This window comes from Actinomadura rubrisoli (assembly GCF_004349215.1).
GTDB lineage: Bacteria > Actinomycetota > Actinomycetes > Streptosporangiales > Streptosporangiaceae > Spirillospora > Spirillospora rubrisoli.
In genome coordinates, this window is the sequence record NZ_SMKU01000218.1 from 1 (window position 1) to 15,642 (window position 15,642).

General features: G+C 75.7%; 6 protein-coding genes. All 6 read right to left on the bottom strand.

The annotated features are described in order from the left end of the window. Nucleotides 1–54: 54 nt before the first annotated feature. Entirely contained in the window at nt 55–1,056 is a 1,002-nt protein-coding gene (locus tag E1298_RS31205; protein ID WP_131899627.1) for a FecCD family ABC transporter permease, read from the bottom strand. Beyond that, the gene (locus E1298_RS31210) at nt 1,056–1,895 is read right to left on the bottom strand and encodes a siderophore-interacting protein (RefSeq protein ID WP_131899629.1); all 840 of its coding nucleotides are present in this window, start codon (nt 1,893–1,895) and stop codon (nt 1,056–1,058) included. Before E1298_RS31210 ends, E1298_RS31205 begins: the two co-directional genes overlap by 1 nt. A gap of 1 nt (nt 1,896) precedes the next feature. Then, nucleotides 1,897–3,624: an ABC transporter ATP-binding protein gene (locus tag E1298_RS31215; RefSeq protein ID WP_165975757.1), complete on the bottom strand. Its 1,728-nt coding sequence runs from the start codon at nt 3,622–3,624 to the stop codon at nt 1,897–1,899. Beyond that, nucleotides 3,617–5,296 (bottom strand): ABC transporter ATP-binding protein, encoded by a 1,680-nt coding sequence (locus E1298_RS31220; protein ID WP_131899631.1) that lies wholly within the window; start codon nt 5,294–5,296, stop codon nt 3,617–3,619. The genes E1298_RS31215 and E1298_RS31220 overlap by 8 nt, the downstream gene beginning before the upstream one ends. Beyond that, nucleotides 5,293–15,261: a non-ribosomal peptide synthetase gene (locus tag E1298_RS31225; protein ID WP_165975758.1), complete on the bottom strand. Its 9,969-nt coding sequence runs from the start codon at nt 15,259–15,261 to the stop codon at nt 5,293–5,295. The genes E1298_RS31220 and E1298_RS31225 overlap by 4 nt, the downstream gene beginning before the upstream one ends. Beyond that, nucleotides 15,258–15,642 (bottom strand): hypothetical protein (locus E1298_RS48545; RefSeq protein WP_165975759.1); only part of this gene is annotated, 385 nt, incomplete at its 5' end. The genes E1298_RS48545 and E1298_RS31225, both read right to left, overlap by 4 nt.

A 15,642-nucleotide genomic window follows, 5' to 3' on the forward strand; every position in this document is an offset into this window, starting at 1 on the left:
GAGCGGGGCGCGGCGGGGAGCCGCGTCGCTGGGGGCGCGCTCACAGGTCGGCGCTCACAGGTCGGCCACCTTCCGGCCGCGCACGAGCAGGATGAACAGGGGCGCGCCGAGGAACGCCGTCACGACACCGGCCTCCAGCTCGCCGGGACGGGCCGCGACGCGCCCGACGATGTCGGAGCCGAGCAGCACCACCGGGGCCAGCAGCATCGAGAACGGCAGGACCCACCGCTGGTCGGGGCCGGTGACGAGGCGGACGGCGTGCGGCACCATCAGCCCGACGAAGGTGATCGGCCCGATCGCCGCGGTCGCCGCCCCGCACAGGACGGTCACGACGGCGAGCGCGGCGATCCGGAGCCGGCCGGGGTCGACGCCGAGCGCCCGTCCGGCCTCGTCGCCGAGGGCGAGCGCGTTGAGCTGCGAGCTGAGCGCGACGCCGACGGCGGCGGCCACGGCGATGAACGGGACGACGCGGACGACCTCCCCGCCCTGCGCCGCCGCCAGCGACCCCACCATCCAGAACCGCAGCCGGTCGGCCGAGTCGTCGTCGACCAGGGTGAGCGCGGCGGTGAAGGAGGCCAGCACCGCCGAGGTCGCCATCCCGGCCAGCACCAGCCGGACGGGGGTGGCCCGGCGGGCGCCGCCGCCCCGTCCCAGCGCGTAGACGATCGCGGTGGCGAGGGCGGCGCCGGCGAAGGCGAACCAGATCGTGGTGCCGAGCCCGGCGGCGGGCAGCACGGTCCCGGCCGCGACGACGGCGGCGGCCGCGCCGGCGTTGACGCCGAGCAGCCCGGGGTCGGCGAGCGGGTTGCGGCTGAGCGCCTGCATGAGCGCGCCGGCGAGGCCCAGGGCGGCGCCCCCGGCGAGGCCGAGCAGCGTGCGGGGTAGGCGCCGGTCCCAGACCACGATGGCGTCATCGGAGCCGTCCCGGTGCAGCAGGACGTGCCAGACCTGGCCGGGCGCGATGGATTTCGCGCCCACGGCGAAGCTGAGGACGGTCACCCCGGCCAGCAGCAGGATCAGGACGGCCACCCCGGTCGCGCGGGATCGGCCCGGCATCAGCCGAGTCCGCCGTCGTGGTCGTCGCGGTCGTGGTGATCGTGGTCGGCGACCCCGACCTTCCAGTACCCGTCGACGTCGACGCGCTCCTTAGGCATCCCCAGCTCGTTCCGCAGATGGCGGCGGACCGGCTTGAGGGCGGTGGCCTCGCCCCCGAACCAGGCGTACCCGTCGCCGCCGGGCGGGGCGAACGCGCGCACGGCCCGTGCGAGGACGTCGCTGCGCCCGGGCGCGGCGCCGTCGCGGTGGAGCCAGGTGACCTCGGCGTCGGCGTCGGATCCGAGCGCCTGCCGCTCCTCGGCGCCCGCGACCTCGCAGTAGGCGAACGCGCGGGCACCCGCCGGGAGGGCCTCCAGCCAGCGGCCGAGGGCGGGCAGGCCGGTCTCGTCGCAGCCGAGCAGGTACCAGTCGAACACCAGGGGGACGATCTCCGAGCCGCGCGGGCCGAGGACGCCGACCAGGTCGCCGGGCCTGGCACGGGCCGCGAACGAGGAGCCGGGCCCGTCGCCGTGCAGCACCATGTCGATGTCAAGCTCCCGCAGGCCGGGCCGGTGGTAGCGGACGGTGTAGTCGCGCAGGACCGGGTCGGGGGCCCCGGGGGGCGGGTCCTCCCAGCGGTCGTCGCGGATGATCGGCGCGACCGGGACCGGGTCGTCGCCCTGCGCGAAGTAGAGCTTCACGTGGTCGGCGGGGGCCATCTCCCGGAAGCCGTCCAGGGCGGGGCCGCCGAGGGTCACCCGGACCATCGCCGGGGTGAGCCGCTCGACCCGCCGCACCTGGGTCAGGCGCGGGGTGAGCGGGTGCTCGACGATGCGGACACGGCGGTCGGTGAGGGACATGTCAGGGCCTTTCCATGGATGCTGTCGGTGCCGTCGCGGCCTCCTCGGCGACCGTCCCGCCGGTGACGCGGACGGTCCGCGCGAGCAGGCCGACGGTCGCCGGGCGGTGCGCGATGACGATGAGGGTGCGTTCGGCGCACAGCTCGCCGAGCGCCCGTTCGGCCCATCCGGCGGTGACGGGGTCGATGTCGGCGGTGGCCTCGTCCAGGACGAGGACCGCGGGATCGATGAGGCCGGCGCGGGCGAGCCCGATGAGCTGCCGCTCCCCCGCCGACAGCCGCTCGCCGCGCATCCCGACCGGGGTGTCCAGGCCGTCCGGCAGGCCCTCGATCCAGGTGCGCAGGCCGAGCCGCTCGACGGCGGCGGCGATCTCCGCGCGGCCGGGCCCGCCGGGCACCAGCGCGAGGTTGTCGGCGACGGTGCCGGTGAGGATGTGGACCTCCTGCGGGACCAGCGCGACGAGCCGGCTGAGCGCCGTGCCGGACAGCTCCCGCAGGTCGGTGCCGCAGTAGGCGACCCGGCCCTGGTCGGGCGGGTACAGGCCCGCGAGGATCTTGCCCAGGGTGGTCTTGCCGGAGCCGGTCGGGCCGACGATCGCGACCCGGTCGCCGGGCGGGAAGCGCAGGTCCACGCCGTCCAGGACGGGGGTGCCGTCCAGGTAGGCGTACGCGGCGCCCTCCACGGTCAGCTCGCCGCGGGCGGGGAGCCCGTCGCCGCCGGACGAGCCGGTGATGGGCCGGCCGCCGGGCGACTCCAGCAGGTCGACCAGGCGGGCGAGGCCGGTGCGGGCGAGCTGCAGCTCGCCGATGAGCTGGGAGCCGTCGCCGAGGCCCTCGAACAGGGCGCGGCTGGCCAGCACGAACACCACGACCGCACCGACGCTCAGGCGCCCCTCGGCCGCGAGCCACGCGCCGAGCCCGAGGAGCACGGCGGTCGCCGCCCCTTCGATCAGGCTGACCAGCTCGATGTTGACCTCGACCCGCGCGGTCCTGCGCGCGGCGGCGACCACGGCGCGGTTCTCGCCCCGGGCCCGGGCCAGCCAGCCGGGCAGCGCCCCGCCCGTCCGCAGCAGCTCCCGGGCGGTGAGGGTCTCGCTGAGCGTCGCGGCGACGGTGGCCTCGGCGGCTGCCTGGCCGCCGAACGCCTCCTCCGCCCCGCGCCGGAAGCCGCGCAGCGCCAGCAGGGCGGGCGGGACGAACACGACCGCGACGACCAGCGTCAGCAGCCAGGAGTACACGACGAGGGTGGCCGTGGTGAGCAGCAGCGTCGCGGTGATGACCACGAGGTTGGGCAGGTCCCGCCGGACGAACTGTGCGAGCTCGGCGGACTCGCTGGTGGTGCGGCGCAGCAGGTCCCCGGTGCGGTGGGCCTCCAGGAAGCGCAGCGGCGCGTGGGTGAGGCGCTCCACGGACCGGTCCCGCAGGTCGCGGACGACGCGTTCCCCGGCCCGCATGAGCAGCAGTTCGCTCCACCGCGCCAGCGCGATCTGGGCGACGGCCACGACGGCGAGCGCGGCGACGGCGGCCGCGAGCGCGCCCCGGTCGCGGTCGACGATCGCGTCGGCGGCGCGGCCGATCAGCGGCGGCGTCGCGGCGACGGCCGCCGCGCAGCCGAGGACGACCAGCAGGGCCCCGGCCAGCATGGCGCGGTGCGGGCGCAGGTAGGGCAGCGTCCGCCGGAAGACGCGGGCCTCGGGCGCCCGCTCGGCGAGCATCGCGGTCTCAGCCACGGCGGTCTCCTCCCTGCCGGGCCGGGACGTCCGCACCGGCCTCCGCGCCGATCTCCGCGCCGATCTCCACGATCCGGTCGGCGGCGGCGCGGACGGCGTCCCGGTGGGTGACGAACACGACGGAAGTGCCGGGCCCGCGCGCGGCGAGGGCGGCCAGGACGCGCTCCTCGGTGCCGGTGTCGAGCGCCGAGGTGACGTCGTCGAGCAGCAGCACCGAGGCGGGCAGCAGGAAGGCGCGGGCCAGCGCGAGGCGCTGCACCTGCCCGCCGGACAGGGTGGATCCCCCCTCGCCGAGGACGGTGCCGTACCCGTCCGGCAGCGCCATGACCTCGTCGTGCACGCAGGCGTCGCGGCAGGCGCGCTCCAGGTCGGCCTGGCCGAGGTCGCGGCCGAGCCGCAGGTTGTCGGCGACCGAGCCGGACAGCAGGACGGGCCGCTGCGGCACCAGGGCGACGGCCGTCCGCAGCTCGTCCAGGCCGAGGCGGCGGACGTCGGTGCCGCCCCAGCGGACGGCGCCCGCGTCCGGGTCGTCCAGCCGGCCGAGCAGCCGCAGCAGCGACGACTTGCCCGACCCGGTGGGACCGGTCACGGCGACGAACTCGCCGGGCGCGACGGTCAGGTCGAGCGGGCCGAGGACATCGCGGCCGCCGTGCCGGACGACGACGCCATCGGCGGTCAGCGCGCCGCGCGCCGGGACGGGCTCGGGCTCGTCGGGCTCGGTGACGGTGGCGCGCAGCGCGAGGATCTCCTCGATCCGGCGGGCGGCGACCACGGCGTTGCCCCGGTCGACGAGCCGGTCGACCAGCACGGTCACCGCGAGGGTGAAGGTGCCCATCCACACGGTGAACGCGACGAGCCCGCCGACGGTGATCCGGCCGTCCAGGGCGGCGAAGCCGCCGAACCCGACCCCGGCGGCGATGGCCAGCCGCGGCACCGCGGGCCCGAGCGCCGCCCACGCCGACTGGATCCGGGCGAGGGCGCCGGTGAGCTCTTCGACCTCGGCGCTGCGCGCGTGGTGGCGGTCCAGCAGGGCGGGGGCGCCGCCGATGCCGCGGACGGCGGCGCCCGCCGACAGCAGGTCCTCCACGGCGTCCGCGCGCGCGGCGTGCGCCTGCGCCACCCGGTCCCCGGCGCGCTCGTAGGGCTTGGGGAAGGCCAGGTTGACGGCGGCGAGCAGCGGCACCATGAGCACGGTGACGGCGAGCAGGACGGGGTCCAGGGCCGCGACCGCCGGAAGCACGATCGCGAAGGTGACGGCGATGACGCCCCACACCGGCAGCCCGTACACCCACATGCGGACCTGGTCGACGTCGCGGGTCGCGCGCATCGCCAGGTCGCCGTGCCCGTAGCCGGCCAGGGCGCGCCGGTCCAGGGTCGCCAGGCGTGCGGTGAGCCGGTCCCGGAGGGCCGCGCCGGTGCCCGCCTCGGCCATCCGGGCCTGCCACTGCCAGGTGGCCAGGGCCGCGAACTGGACGACCGCCAGCGCCAGCGCCGCCAGCGCCCACCGCAGCGTCGCCCCGGAGTCGCCCTTCACCACGCCGTCGTCGAGGGCGTGCTGCACGCACCACGGCACCGTCAGCAGGGCGGCCTGCCGGAGCAGCCCGCCCGCCGTCGCGGCGGCGACCCGGGGCCACTGGGCGCGGACGCAGGAGCGCAGCAGCCCGGCGCTCATCGGGCGGCTCCGAGGACTTCGGCGACGACGGCCCCGATCGCGGCGAGCGGGCCGGGACCGAGCATGTCGTCGTGGGCGCAGGCGACCGGGTGCTCGCGCACCTTCCCGGTCAGGTGGGGGCGCCACAGGGACGGGGAGAAGGTGGCGTCGGCGGTCGCGGTGAAGCAGACGGCGTCGCCGTCGAACACGGCGAAGTCGAGCGGCACGGTGACCGCCTCGTGCACGGTGGCGGCGACCCGGCGCAGGGCCGCCTCGTCGAACGTGGCCATCGGCCCGTCCCCGGCGGCGATGGCGCGGACGGCCGCGTCGAGGGTCGGCGCGGCGGCGCCTGGGTGACCGGCGAGGCGGAGCAGGAACGCGGCGGCCTCTACCTCGGTGACCTCCGCCGGGTCGGTCTCGTCCCGCGGGTAGGCGTCCAGCAGCGCCAGCAGCCCGACCTCCCGCCCGGCGGCCTGGAGCGCGGTGGCGGCGGCGTGGGCGAGCTGGCCGCCGTAGGACCAGCCGAGCAGGTGGCACGGCCCCTCGGGCTGGACGGCCTGAATGCGGGCGGCGTAGTGGCGGCCGAGGTCCGCGATCGAGGACGCGGGGACGTCGGCGCCGCTCAGGCGCGGCGCTTGGAGCCCGTACAGCGCGACGCCGTCCGGCAGGTGCTCGGCGAGCCCGGCGTAGTTCCAGCTCAGCCCGGTCGTGGCGGGCAGGCAGAACAGCGGGCGCCCGGGCCCGGGGCGCAGGCGCAGGACCGGGTCGAACGGCCCGGTGCCGGTGCCGGGGTCGGCGGGCGCGTCCGCGACGGCGGCGGCGAGCGCGGCGACGGTCGGCGCGGACAGCACGGCGCCGACCGGCAGCCGCACGCCGAGGACGGTGCGCAGCCTGCCGACCAGCCGCATCGCCAGCAGCGAGTGGCCGCCGAGCGCGAAGAAGTCGTCGTCCACGCCGACCTCGGCCGCGCCGAGGACCTCCGCGAAGACCGCGCACAGCGACCGCTCCAGCGGGGTGCGCGGCGGACGGGACGCCGCCGCCGGCTCGGGCGCGGGCAGCGCGCGCCGGTCGAGCTTGCCGTTGACGGTCAGCGGCAGCCGGTCGAGGACGCCGAACGCGCCGGGCACCATGTGCCGGGGCAGCCGGACGGCGAGCGCGGCCCGCACGGCCGCCGGGTCGAGTTCGGCCCCGGCGGCGGGCACGAGGTGGGCGACCAGGCGTTTGAGCCCGCCATGCTCATCGGCGACGACCGCCGCCTGGGCGATCCCGGGCAGCGCGTGCAGCGCGGTCTCGATCTCGCCGAGCTCGACCCGGTACCCGTTGATCTTGATCTGGTCGTCGGTGCGGCCGAGGTAGTCCAGCAGCCCGTCGCGGCGCCAGCGGACGAGGTCGCCGGTGCGGTACAGGCGCTCGCCGGGTTCCCCGAAGGGGCTCGCCACGAACCGCTCGGCGGTCAGGTCAGGACGGTTCAGATAGCCGCGCGCCATGCCGACGCCCGCGATGTACAACTCGCCGGGAACCCCGATCGGGACCTGCCGCAGGCGCTCGTCCAGCACGTGCGCCCTGGTGTTCCAGATGGGGCGGCCGACGGTGGAGGTCGCGCTGTCGGTGGTGCCGCCGCCCAGGGTGTTGATCGTGTACTCGGTCGGCCCGTACAGGTTGTAGCCCAGCACCCCGCCGGTGTCGCGCAGCCTCGCCCACAGGGCCTCGGGGACGGCCTCGCCGCCCAGCAGCACCAGCGGCGGCCGGGGCTCGTCGAGAAGCCCCCGGTCGATCAGCTCCCCGGCGTAGGACGGGGTCACGTTGACGACGTCGATCCGATGGTCGCGGCAGTACCGGGTGAGCGCGTCGGGGTCGCGGCGGACCTCTTCGTCCAGGACGTGGACCTCGTGCCCTTCGACCAGCCACAGCAGCTCTTCCCACGACATGTCGAAGGAGAACGACACCGTGTGCGCGATCCGCAACCTCCGGCCGCCCGCCGCCCGCACCACCGGATCGAAGATCGCCTCACGATGGTTGAACTGCATATTCGTCAACCCTCGGTAGGGCGTCACCACCCCCTTCGGACGCCCCGTCGAACCCGACGTATAAATCACATACGCCGGATGATCCAACCCCACCGCCGCCACTCGCTCGGAATCGCGGATCGGACCGTCCGGCAACGACGCCAACTCCGCCACCGTCTCCGGCGCGTCCAGCACGACCGTCTGAGGAGCCCCGGGCAAGGTCTCCTGGAGGGCGCGGGTGGTGAGCAGGCAGCGGGGCGCGGCGTCGTCCATCATGAAGGCGAGCCGTTCGGCCGGATAGTCCAGCTCCAGCGGCAGATACGCCGCGCCGGTCTCCAGCACGGCGAACAACGCCGCCACCATGTCCGCCGAACGCGGCAACCCCAACGCCACCACGGATTCAGGCCCCGCACCCCGCGCCATCAACAACCGCGCAAGCCGCCGCACCCGAGACGACAACTCCCCATACGACACCCCCACACCGTCAAAGACCAGCGCCGTCTCACCACCACAAACCGCCGCCCGCTCCCCCAGCAGATCCGCCACCGACACCACCGGAACCTCACGCTCCGAGGCGTTCCAGCGTTCGATCAGGGCGGCCTCGTCGCCGGTCAGCAGGTCGATGTCGCTCACCGGACGGCCCGGGTCGGCGGTGACCTGGGCGAGCAGCGCTTCGAGGCGCGCGAGCAGCAATTCGGCGGTGGAGGCGTCGAACAGGTCCGCGGCGTACTCCAGGACGAGCTCCATGCCCGTCGCGCCGGAGTACTCGATCACGTTGAGGTCGAGGTCGAACTTGGCGGCGGCGGTGCCGAACGGCTCGGGCCGGGTGTCGAGGCCGAACAGGCTGTCGTTGCCGCCGGACAGGTTCTGGTAGCCGAGCATCACCTGGAACAGCGGATGCCGGGCCAGGGAGCGCGGCGGGTTCACCACCTCCACGAGCCGCTCGAACGGCATGTCCTGGTGCGCGAAGGCGGCCAGGTCGAAGGACCGCACCCGGTCGAGCAGCTCGGCGAAGGCCGGGTCGCCGGACACGTCGGCGCGCAGGACGAGCGTGTTGACGAAGAACCCGACGAGGTCCTGAAGCGCCTCGTCGTCGCGGCCCGCCGCCGGGCTGCCGAGCGGGATGTCGTCGCCCGCGCCCAGCCGGTGCAGCAGCGCGGACAGGGCGGCCTGCATCACCATGAACGTGGTGGCGCCGGACCCGGCGGCCAGGTCCCGGATCCGCTGGACGAGCCCGGCGGGCAGCACCCGCTCGACGGTGCCGCCCCGGTAGCTGGCGACGGCGGGCCTGGGCCGGTCGGTCGGCAGAGCCAGCTCCTCGGGCAGCCCGGCGAGGGCGCCCGTCCAGAACCGGGCCTGGCGGGCGAGGACGCTGGCCGGGTCGGCGGGGTCGCCGAGCACCTCGCGCTGCCAGAGCGCGTAGTCGGCGTACTGGACGGGCAGCGGCTCCCAGCGCGGTTCGCGTCCGTCGAGCCGGGCCCGGTAGGCGGCCGTGAGGTCGCCGATGAACGGGCGGATCGACCATTCGTCGCCCACGATGTGGTGGAACAGGAACACCACGACCTGGTGGCCGGGGCCGAGCCGCAGCACGCGTGTGCGCAGCGGCGGCTCGGCGTCGAGCGCGAACGCGTACCGGGCGGCCTCGTCCACCGCCGCTCCGACCTCTTCCTCGGCGACGTCGAGAACGTCCAGGGTGGGCTCGGCGTCGGCGAGGATCCGCTGGTGGGCGACGCCGTCGTCGTCGGCGAAGACGGTGCGCAGGCTCTCGTGCCGGGTCATCACGTCGCCGAGCGCGGCGCGCAGGGCGTCCAGGTCCAGGTCGCCGCGGACGCGCAGCGCGAGCGGGATGTTGTAGGCGGCGCTGCGGCCCTCGACCTGGTGCAGGAACCACAGCCGCCGCTGCGCGTAGGACAGCGGGATCCGGGCCGGGCGGGGGCGCGGCGCGAGGACGGGACGCCCGGCGGCCCGCTCGGCCCCGGCCGCGCGGGCGGCGAGCCCGGCCGGGGTCCGCTCCTCGAACAGGTCGCGGATCGCGAGCGTGACGCCGAGCGCGGCGCGCGCCTTGGTGATCAGCCGGGTCGCCAGCAGCGAGTGGCCGCCGAGCGCGAAGAAGTCGTCGTCGGCGCCGACGGACGGGACGCCGAGCACCTCGGCGGCGATCCGGCAGAGCGTCTCCTCCTCCGGCGTGGCCGGGGGCCGCCCGGCGGAGGCGGGACCGGCATCCGGCGCGGGGAGGGCGCGCCGGTCCAGCTTGCCGTTACCGGTGAGCGGAAGCCGGTCCAGCACCATGATCGTGGCGGGGACCATGTGCTCGGGCAGGGACGCGCGGAGCCGGTCGCCGAGCAGCGCGGGCAGCGTCCCGGCGGCGCGGGACCGGGCCGGGACGCTGGCCGGTGACGGCGGCGCGGCGGCCGGGCGGACCCCGCCGAGCGGGCCGGTGCCGGGCGGCAGGAACAGCGCGTCCACGGTGTCCTCCGCGTCGCCCCAGGTCACCACGGTCCGCAGGCCGAGCCGGTCGCCGAGGTCGTGCAGGTCCTCGGGATCGATTCCGCCGGGCGCGGCCAGGGCGCGCAGCGCGGCGGCGGCCGTGACGTCGTCGGCGAGGGCACGGCGGGCGGCGGACTCGCCGGTCATCCGGGCGTTCGGGACGCCGCGCACGCGCAGCGGCCCTCCGGCGGCGATCAGCTCGGCGAGGCCGTCGAGCCCACCGGCGTCCGTCCAGGCGACGGCGGGCACTTCGGACACGTCGGTGACCGGGCCGGTGTGCAGGATCGCGTCGAAGCGGTGCCGGGTCAGCTCGTTGCGGGCGCGGCCGCGCCGCACCCGGACGTCCACGCCGGTGACGCCGGGAAGGCCCAGCGACCCGGGCAGCGCCGGGTCGACCAGCAGCTCCTTCTCCAGCAGCAGGGCGCGGTCGGCGGCGGCGCGCAGGGCCGGGGCCTCCGCCGACGCGGTGGCCCCGGCGAGCCGGATCGCGGTGTGGAAGCATCGGGCGCCGCGCAGGTTGCGCAGGTCCCCGGCGAACAGGGAGCCGCCGGGCGCCAGCAGCTCCAGGGCGCCGCGCAGCACGTCCTCGAAGTAGGCGGCGCTCGGGAAGTACTGCGCGACGGAGTTCAGGACGATCACGTCGAAATGCCCGCGCGGCAGGCCGGTGAAGTCGTGCGCGGGCTGCGCGCGCAGGGTGACCTTCCCGGCCAGGGACGGCTCGGCGGCGACCTGGCCGCGCAGCGTGCCGATGAGCGGGGCGGACAGGTCGGTCGCCCAGTAATCGTCGGAGTCCGGCGCCAGCCGGGACATCAGCAGCCCGGTGCCGACGCCGATCTCTAGAACGCGGCGCGGGTCCAGCGAGCGGATGGCGTCGACGGTGGTGTCCCGCCACTCGCGCATCTCCTCGACCGGGATCGGCGCGCCGTCGTAGCTGCTGGTCCAGCCGACGAAGTCGGCGCCGAACGCGTCCGCGGGGCCCTGGCCGTACTGGGCGTCGTAGACCTCCCTCCACTCGCCGACCTGGTCAAGGTCGGCCGTGTCGTCCCGTCCGCCGCCATCGGCCTCGGCGGCGCCCGGGACGACGTAGCCGACCAGCCGCCGGGTCTCGCCGGTGTCATGGACGACCACGGCGGCCTGGGCGACCTCGGGGTTGCGGGCGAGGGCGTTCTCGATCTCGCCGAGCTCCACCCGGTAGCCGCGGATCTTGATCTGGTCGTCGGTGCGGCCGAGGTAGTCCAGCAGCCCGTCGCGGCGCCAGCGGACGAGGTCGCCGGTACGGTACAGACGCTCGCCGGGTTCCCCGAAGGGGCTCGCCACGAACCGTTCGGCGGTCAGGTCAGGGCGGTTCAGGTAGCCGCGCGCCATGCCGATACCGGCGATGTACAACTCGCCGGGGACGCCCGGAGGCACGGGGCGCAGCCACGCGTCCAGCACGTAAGCCTTGGTGTTCCAGATGGGGCGGCCGACGGTGGAGGTCGCGCTGTCGGTGGTGCCGCCGCCGAGCGTGTTGATCGTGTACTCGGTCGGCCCGTACAGGTTGTAGCCCAGGACGCCGCCGGTGTCGCGCAGCCGGGCCCACAGGGTCTCGGGGACGGCCTCGCCGCCCAGCAGCACCAGCGGCGGCCGGTGGCGGCCCGCGTCCAGGAGCCCGAAGTCGATGAGCTCCTGCGCGTAGGAGGGCGTGACGTTGATGACGTCGATGCGGTTCTCGGCGCAGTACCGCGTCAAGGCGTCCGCGTCGCGGCGGACCTCTTCGTCCAGGACGTGGACCTCGTGCCCTTCGACCAGCCACAGCAGCTCTTCCCACGACATGTCGAAGGAGAACGACACCGTGTGCGCGATCCGCAGCCTCCGGCCGCCCGCCGCCCGCACCACCGGATCGAAGATCGCCTCACGATGGTTGAACTGCATATTCGTCAACCCCCGATAAGGCGTCACCACCCCCTTCGGACGCCCTGTCGAGCCTGATGTGTAAATCACATACACCGGGTGATCCGGCCCCATCGCCGCCACCCGCTCGGAATCGTGGATCGGGCCGTCCGGCAACGACGCCAACTCCGCCACCGTCTCCGGCGCGTCCAACACGACCGTCTGAGGAGCCTCTGGGAGCCGCTCGGCGGCCTCCGCCGTGGTCAGCAGGCATATCGGCCGCGCGTCCCGCACCATGAAGGCGAGCCGTTCGGCCGGGTAGTCCAGTTCGAGAGGCAGATACGCCGCGCCCGTTTCCAGGACGGCGAACAACGCCGCCACCATGTCCGCAGAACGCGGCAACCCCAACGCCACCACACACTCAGGCCCAGCACCCCGCGCCATCAACAACCGCGCAAGCCGCCGCACCCGAGACGACAACTCCCCATACGACACCCCCACACCACCGAAAACCAACGCCGTCTCACCACCACAAACCGCCGCCCGCTCCCCCAGCAGATCCGCCACCGACACCACCGGAACCTCACGCTCCGAGGCGTTCCAGCGGTCGAGGACGTCGGTGCGCTCGCCCGCGGTGAGGACCTCCAGCTCCGCCAGCGGGGTGTCGGGGGCGGCGACGATCTGTTCGAGCAACCCGACGAGCCGCTCCGACAGCGCTTCGACCTCGGCGCGGTCGAAGACGTCCTTGCGGTACTTCCACTCGAACGACAACTCCCGGCCGGTGTTGGTGGTGAACGAGAGCGGGAAGTGGGTCGCGTCGAGGGTGTCGACCTCGTCGATGCCGAAGTGATCGGCGAGCCGGTCGCGGGCGGTCATGTCGACCGGGGTGTTGCGGACGACCTGGAGGGTGTCGAACAGCTGCGGCATCCCGGCCGCGCGCTGGATGTCGGCCAGCCCGACGTGGTGATGGGGCAGCAGCGCCGCCTGCTCGGCCTGGAGGCGGGCCAGGAAGGCGGCGGCCGGCTCGTCCGGGCGCGGCCGGACCCGGACCGGGACGGTGTTGAGGAACAGGCCGATCGTGTCCTCGATGCCGGGGATCTCGGCCGGGCGGCCCGAGACCGTCGCGCCGAACACCACGTCGTCGCGGCCCGTCAGGGACGCCAGCAGCAGGCTCCACGCGCCGCTGACCAGCGTGTTGAGGGTGAGGCCGCGGCGGCGTCCCAGGCCCGCGAGCGCAGCGGACAGGCGCTCGCCCGCCGGGGTGAGGACCATGCCGGGCAGCGCGCCGCCGCGCAGTGTGTGGCCGGGCGCGACCAGCGTCGGCTCGGTGACGCCGTCCAGCGACGCGGCCCAGGCGCGGGCGCCCTCGGCGGTGTCCCGGCCGTCCAGCCACTCCAGGTAGCGGCGGAACGGGACGCCGCGCGGCACCGCGTCCGGGTCGCGGACGAGCCCGAGCAGCTCCTGCACGACCAGGCCGGACGACCAGCCGTCCCACAGCAGGGTGTGGTGGGTGACGACGATCCGCTGCCGGTCCTCGGCGAGCCGGACGGCCGTCATGCGGATCAGCGGGGGCGCGGCCAGGTCGAAGCGCTCGGCGAGGTCGGCGTCCATGAGCGCGTCGAGCGCCTCGGGCCCCTGCCCGCGCAGGTCGGCCTCACGGAACGGCATCGGCATGGCGGGCGCGACGACCTGGACGGGGCGGCTCAGCCCGTCCTGGACGAACCCGGCGCGCAGGTTGGCGTTGCGGGCCAGGAGGGCGTCCCCGGCCGCGCGCAGCTCGGCGGCGTCGACGGGGTGGCGGACGTCCACGACGAGCTGGGTGATGTAGAGGTCGCGGCCGGAGGTGTCGTAGGTCGACTCGAACAGCAGGCCGGCCTGGAGCGGCGACAGCGGCAGGACGTCCTCGGCGTCGGGCCGCAGCCGGGCCCGCTCGTCCGGGGTGAGCTCGACCAGCGGCCCGCCCTCGGCGGCGGCGCCCGTGTCCCCGGCGCCCGTGTCCCCGGCGGCGGCGTCCCCGGCGGCGAGGGCCGTGGCCAGGGCGGCGACGGTGCGCAGCTCGAACACCTGGCGGGCGGTGATCGGCAGCCCGGCGGCGCGGGCGCGTCCGACCAGGGTGATCGACACGATGCTGTCGCCGCCGAGGGCGAAGAAGTCGTCGTCGGCGCCGATCTCGGGTGTGGCCAGCACGTCGGCGAACAGCCCGGCGAGGACGGTCTCGGCGCCGGGCGCGGGGGCGCGGTAGGGCGCGAGGAGCCCTTCGCCGGGCGCGGCCGGGGGCGGGGTGAGGACGGCCGCGTCGCGCAGCGCGGGCAGCACCGGCACGGGACCATCGGGGTCGGCGGTGAAGGCGGCCAGCAGGTGCGCCACCCGTCCGGCGACACTCTCGGCGAGGGCGGCGTCGATCGCGCCGGTGCGGTGCGCGACGGTCAGCGCGAGCGTGTCCGGGCCGGGCTGCGCGGTCAGCGTGAGCGGGAAGTGCGTGGCGTCGCGGGCTCCGAGGCCGGTGACGGCGAGGTCCCCGGCCGCGAGCGCGGACGGGTCGCCCCGGTAGTTCTCGAACGCCAGCAGGGTGTCGAACAGCGGGCCGGTCCCGGGCACGTCGGCGGCCCTGCGGATGTCGGCGAGGCCGAGATGGTGGTGGTCGAGCAGCCGGACCTGATCGTCCTGGACGCGGCGCGCCAGGTCGGCGAAGCTCTCCCCCGCACCGCCGGTCCGCACCCGGACCGGCACGGTGTTCACGAACAGGCCGATCATGTCCTCCACGCCGTCGAGGTCGGCGGGACGGCCGGACACGGTCGCGCCGAACACGGCGTCGGAGGCGCCGGTGAGGGCGCCGACCGTCAGGCCCCACACCGTCTGCACGACCGTGTTCGGCGTGACGCCCGCCCGCGCGGCGGCGGACGCCAGGGCGGCGGACGACAGCGAAGCGGAGCCGCCCGGGAGGCGGACGGGCACCTCGCGCAGGTCCCCGTCCGTGCTCGCGCCCGCGCGCCCCGGAGCGACGAGGACGGGTCCGGCGAGGTCGCGGAGCGCTTCGCGCCACGCCTGCTCGTCCTTGGCGTGGTCGCGGTCGCCGAGCCACAGCAGGTAGTCGCGGAACGGGCGGGTCGGCGGCGGGGGCGTCCCGTCGTAGTGCGCGAACACCTCGCGCAGGAGGATGGGCAGCGACCAGCCGTCCAGCAGCAGATGGTGGCAGGTGACCACGAGCCGGTGCGCGCCGGGGGCGGCGGTGGCGAGGACGAACCGGATCAGCGGCGGATCGGTGACGTCGAACGGCGCCGCCCACTCGCGTTCCAGGACGGCGTCGAGACCGCCTTCACCCGGCGCCTCCACCGCGGTGAACGGGACGGCGGACGCGGCGGTCTCGGACGGGACGAACTGGACGGGCTCGTCGAGGTCCTCGTACCAGAACCCGGCGCGCAGGTTGGGGTGCGCGCGCAGCACCGCCGCCACCGCGCGCCGCAGCCGGGCGGCGTCGGCGGGGCCCTCCAGGTCCAGGTGCGCCTGGACGGTGTAGACGTCGCGGTCCGCGTCGTCGTACAGCGCGTGGAACAGCAGGCCGCGCTGGAGCGGCGAGAGCGGGTAGACGTCTTCCAGTACCGATGCGGTCGTTTCGTCGGTCACGTGCGTCGGCTCCTCAGCAGGGACTCCAGGCGGTCGATCTGCCGCTGCCGCAGCGCGACCATCGGAAGGTCGGACGGGGTGCGGCCGCCCGCGGCGGGGTCGGCGCCGTGCCGGGCCAGCGCGGCCAGCGCCGCCTGCCAGGCCGCGCCGAGCCGGGCGGCGGCGGCGCGGTCGAGCAGGCCCGCGGGCCAGGCCAGCTCCAGGCGCAGGCCGTCCCCGGCCGGGGCGGCCGCGTCGATCTCCAGGACGTAGGGGGACGTCCTCGGCGTCGGGCCGCAGCCGGGCCCGCTCGTCCGGGGTGAGCTCGACCAGCGGCCCGCCCTCGGCGGCGGCGCCCGTGTCCCCGGCGCCCGTGTCCCCGGCGGCGGCGTCCCCGGCGGC

What these genes read in the sequence shown, in the direction of transcription:
- E1298_RS31210 (WP_131899629.1), bottom strand. Translation starts at nt 1,895, where the DNA reads ATGTCCCTCACCGACCGCCGTGTCCGCATCGTCGAGCACCCGCTCACC.
- E1298_RS31220 (WP_131899631.1), bottom strand. Translation starts at nt 5,296, where the DNA reads ATGAGCGCCGGGCTGCTGCGCTCCTGCGTCCGCGCCCAGTGGCCCCGG.
- E1298_RS31205 (WP_131899627.1), bottom strand. Translation starts at nt 1,056, where the DNA reads ATGCCGGGCCGATCCCGCGCGACCGGGGTGGCCGTCCTGATCCTGCTG.